The organism is Burkholderia sp. ABCPW 14, from assembly GCF_001523835.1.
GTDB lineage: Bacteria > Pseudomonadota > Gammaproteobacteria > Burkholderiales > Burkholderiaceae > Burkholderia > Burkholderia mayonis.
Genome location: NZ_LOVS01000186.1, coordinates 1 through 3,935, shown reverse-complemented (window position 1 = coordinate 3,935; position 3,935 = coordinate 1). Strand labels below are relative to the sequence as shown.

The window sequence follows — 3,935 nt, the reverse complement described above, 5'->3', positions numbered from 1 at the left end:
CCGACCCGCCGTTCTGAACGGTACCGCCGTCGCAACACGTCAAAGGGGCCCGAGGGCCCCTGCGTACTTGAGAAAATTACTCAGCATTGCGCCGCCGTTTAAGCGCGGTTTTACGCCGCCATCAACATACGATGGCTGGCGTAGATCGACCGCTTTGAAATCCGCCGTCGGACACACGCCGATCCAACTCTTTTCTAATTCACCAGATCTCTTCCGGCAAGACCACATTTATCCCACTTCGAACTGGCAACTCGCCCAAGTACAGTTCCATTGAACGGCGCTGCAGGCATCGATTTCGTTTCAACTCGAGCCGTAGCTACCGGTCGCCGGCCAAGTGGATATTCCGAAGAACGCGCTAACATTTCAATCTTGGATCCTATCTGGAGCAAACGGTGAACATCGGTGAAGCTGCCAAGGCGTCGGGCGTCAGCGCGAAGATGATCCGCTACTACGAAAGCGTGAGCCTTCTCAATCCGGCGGAACGGACCGATTCGGGATATCGCGTCTACCACGACGAAGAGATCCACTTGCTACGTTTCGTCCGCCAAGCGCGACGACTCGGATTCCTCGTCGACGACATTAGAAAGCTGCTCGCGCTCTGGCAAGATCGCTCGAGAGCGAGCGGCGAGGTCAAAGCGATTGCACTCGAGCACGTGGCCGAGCTTGACGGCCGGATCGCCGAGCTTACCGAAATGCGAAACACGCTTGCGAACCTCGCCGCCCATTGCAGCGGAGACGATCGTCCGGACTGCCCCATTTTGGAGCGATTGGCAGATCCCTGCTGCGACTCAAAATAGTGCATGCAACTACGAGCTCCTGCGCCGCACGTCGCGCAAGTTTCCCAAAAAATCAGGCGCTTAAGTTGGAATTGTTTGATCTATTCCAAATTGGCATGCATCACATTCGAGCATTTCACTGGTAAGTTGGTGCAATCAAGCTATAATCGGGTTAACCCTATACGGGATATCCCTGACATCGATTCACAAGGGGATCTCAATCTTCCTTGGAGAGCTAACATGTTTGCCTACATCATCGAAAAGCTGAGCAACTGGTTTGAAGCTGCAGAACGCAACCGCCGTGAAGCCTATCTGGCTTCGTCGAGCGATATCGTCCAGCTCGAGCAGCGCATCCGCTCGCTGGAAACCAACGGCTACTCGCTGTAAATCGGAGCGGCAAGAAGCCGCACCGAGCGCTCAAATGCGCAAGCAAAGGAAAGCCCCGTATTGACGGGGCTTTGTCTTTTCGTAAGCTGGAAACGTCGACGTCGGACATCGTGGGTGGTGGGCGTACAATCAAGCGTCGTCTGAAACGGGGGCCGGATGAGAGTCGTCAATCGCTTCTTCTGCTTCGCGACGAGTTGCGTTGCATTATGCAGTTTCACTGTGCCTGCGCTCGCCGGAACAAACGGCGCGCCGCTGATCCTGGATACGCAAAGCGGGATTCACGATGGCAAGAGCGGCGTCGTGCTGCAAAATGCGCCACTCTCACGTGCCCCGATCGCTGCGCCGGCGCAACCTGCTCCGATGACGGAACTGCCGCCCGGTTCGACTGCGCCGATGGTCATCGTCCCGTACATCGAAGTGCCCAATCCGGCCGTGCCGCTGAAGGTGCCCCAGCCGCGTTAATAGGCCGCTATGCCAGTGTCAGTTGCCGCGGTGCTCGATCGCGAACTTCGCGCCGCTGTCCTGGCCGAGCGCTTCGACGAGGTACGGGAGCGTATCTTTCATTGCGTCGATCAGCGTATACGGCGGATTCAGGATGAACATCCCGCTGCCGAAGAGTCCATAACCATCCGATGGAGGCAGGCTTACCGTCAAGCTCAGATGCAGCCAGTTGTTCGGTTGCAGCCCTTTCAGTTGATCGGGGAATTTCTGCGATTCGGGGCGACTCACCTGCGGATACCAGATTGCATAGCATCCCGTTGCAAATCGCTTCAGGCTTTCTTCGACGCAGGTGAGCGTCTTGGTGTAATCGCGCTTGTCCTCGTATGACGGGTCGATCAACACGAGCGCGCGCCGCGGCGGCGGAGGCAGCAGCACCTTGATGCCTTCGAATCCATCGCCCGCATAGATCATCACGCGCCGCCCCGCATCGCGAAAATTATGGCGCAGCACGTCGATTTCAGTGCTGTGAAGCTCGAACAGGCGCATCCGATCCTGTTCGCGCATCAGCCGCCATGCGAGATAAGGAGAGCCCGGGTAATAGCGCAACTCGCCGTCGCCGTTCAGCGCCCTGACTTCGTCGATATAGTCGGAAAGCGCCTCGGGCAGATCCGTCGCGTCCCAGATTTTCTCGATCCCCGTGCCGAATTCGCCGGTTTTTGCCGCATACCCGTCGAACAGCGAGTAGACGCCAGCACCAGCATGCGTATCGATGTACCAATATGACTTGTCTTTCTTGTTCAAATAACGCAGCAACTGCACGACGACGGCGTGCTTGAGGACGTCCGCATGATTGCCGGCGTGAAAGCCGTGACGATAGCTGAGCATGGCGAGAGAAATACGGAGCGATACGTGGAAATCGGTCGAGCGCCAACGCGCGAGCCATGCTGCCAGATTCGCGGACATGGCCGGCCGATGCGGTCGCGTATTGTACGCGAGTATGCAATGCGGCCTGCCGCACGGCTACTGATAGACATCGCCGACAATCTGCTCGATCTGCTGCTTCACGTCCGGTGCGAGCTTCGCCGCAACGTCGAGCGAGCGCATGTTTTCGACGATCTGCTCGACGCGCGACGCGCCCTTGATCACCGTGCTGACGCGCGGGTTCTTCAGCACCCAGGCGAGCGCGAGCTGGCCGACGGTGCAACCGAGCTCGTTCGCGATGTCACCGAGCTCATCGACGATGTTGTTCTTGGCCGGGTCCGTTAATTGCTCGCGTAGCCAGTCATAGCCGTGGATCTCCGCCCGGCTGCCGGCGGGGACGCCGTGCCGGTACTTCCCGGTCAACAGTCCCGATGCGAGCGGACTCCAGGTCGTGAGTCCCATTCCGTAATCTTCATAGAGGCGCTTGTATTCCTGCTCGACGCGCTTGCGGTGAAACAGATTGTATTGCGGCTGTTCCATCGCCGGCTTGCGCAGATGATGCCGTTCGGCGATTTCGTATGCGGCGCGGATCTCGTCGGCGCTCCATTCCGACGTGCCCCAGTAGAGCGCCTTGCCGCGCGCGATGATGTCGCTCATCGCCCATACGGTTTCCTCGATCGGCGTGCTCGGGTCGGGGCGGTGGCAGAACACGAGGTCGACGTAGTCGAGCTGCAGACGCTGCAGCAAGGCGTCGATCGCGTGCAGCAAGTATTTGCGATTGAGGGTGTGGTACTGATTCGGCGCTTCCGCGAGCCCCCGGAAGAACTTCGTCGAAACCACATAGCTGATTCGCGGCCAGCCAAGCGATTTCAACGCGTGCCCCATGATTTCCTCGGATTTGCCGCCTGCATATACTTCGGCGTTGTCGAAGAAATTGACGCCGGCATCATGCGCGGCCGCCAGCGATTCGCGAGCGGCACGGCGATCGACCTGGTTGCCATAGGTGACCCATGACCCGATCGACAGTTCGCTGACCTGCAATCCAGAACGTCCTAGCCTGCGGTAGTTCATATCGCCTCCGATCGAGCATGACCGACAACAAGCGTAGCCTGTTTGAGCGCGACGCACGGTCTCGTTCATGCACAATAGCGATGTCGGCCGCGGCGCGACAGCCGGCCATTCGGCCTATGCCGTCAGGCTGACTGGGCAGATGCCGGACGCGGTGCTTTCATTGACTTAATTGATGGAGACTTGAGGAATGACTTCGAATTTGAACAGGAAAGCGGCAGTCGTGACGGGAGCAGCAAGCGGCATCGGCAAGGAAATCGCGCTGGAGCTCGCGCGAGCGGGCGCGGCGGTGGCGATCGCCGATCTGAATCAGGACGGCGCGAACGCGGTCGCCGAGCAGAT

The 3,935-nt window shown here is 58.8% G+C and carries 6 protein-coding genes; 4 read left to right on the top strand and 2 right to left on the bottom strand.

What is annotated here, in order from left to right; translation table 11 throughout:
• The first annotated feature begins 392 nt into the window (after positions 1 to 392).
• The 3 genes from cueR to WS62_RS27660 all read left to right on the top strand — a co-directional run bounded on the left by cueR (position 393) and on the right by WS62_RS27660 (position 1,625).
• The gene (gene cueR / locus WS62_RS27665; RefSeq protein WP_066494827.1) at positions 393 to 797 is read left to right on the top strand and encodes a Cu(I)-responsive transcriptional regulator; all 405 of its coding nucleotides are present in this window, start codon (positions 393 to 395) and stop codon (positions 795 to 797) included.
• 219 nt (positions 798 to 1,016) lie between these two features.
• Positions 1,017 to 1,163, top strand: a complete 147-nt coding sequence (locus WS62_RS35200) for a DUF3563 family protein (protein WP_006028476.1) — start codon at positions 1,017 to 1,019, stop codon at positions 1,161 to 1,163.
• Positions 1,164 to 1,319: 156 nt separating this feature from the next.
• Positions 1,320 to 1,625, top strand: coding sequence for a hypothetical protein (locus WS62_RS27660; RefSeq protein ID WP_231748434.1), 306 nt, complete (start codon positions 1,320 to 1,322; stop codon positions 1,623 to 1,625).
• An 18-nt stretch (positions 1,626 to 1,643) separates the two neighbouring features.
• On the opposite strand, the gene WS62_RS27655 is transcribed toward WS62_RS27660, so the two are convergent.
• Together WS62_RS27655 and WS62_RS27650 are read right to left on the bottom strand one after the other, a co-directional pair.
• Positions 1,644 to 2,489, bottom strand: a complete 846-nt coding sequence (locus WS62_RS27655) for a 23S rRNA (adenine(2030)-N(6))-methyltransferase RlmJ (RefSeq protein WP_066577702.1) — start codon at positions 2,487 to 2,489, stop codon at positions 1,644 to 1,646.
• A gap of 135 nt (positions 2,490 to 2,624) precedes the next feature.
• The gene (locus WS62_RS27650; RefSeq protein WP_066577699.1) at positions 2,625 to 3,596 is read right to left on the bottom strand and encodes a potassium channel beta subunit family protein; all 972 of its coding nucleotides are present in this window, start codon (positions 3,594 to 3,596) and stop codon (positions 2,625 to 2,627) included.
• 187 nt (positions 3,597 to 3,783) lie between these two features.
• Between WS62_RS27650 and WS62_RS27645 the strand changes: the two genes are divergently transcribed.
• Positions 3,784 to 3,935: SDR family NAD(P)-dependent oxidoreductase (locus WS62_RS27645; RefSeq protein ID WP_156441168.1), on the top strand; the 152-nt coding region annotated here is incomplete at its 3' end.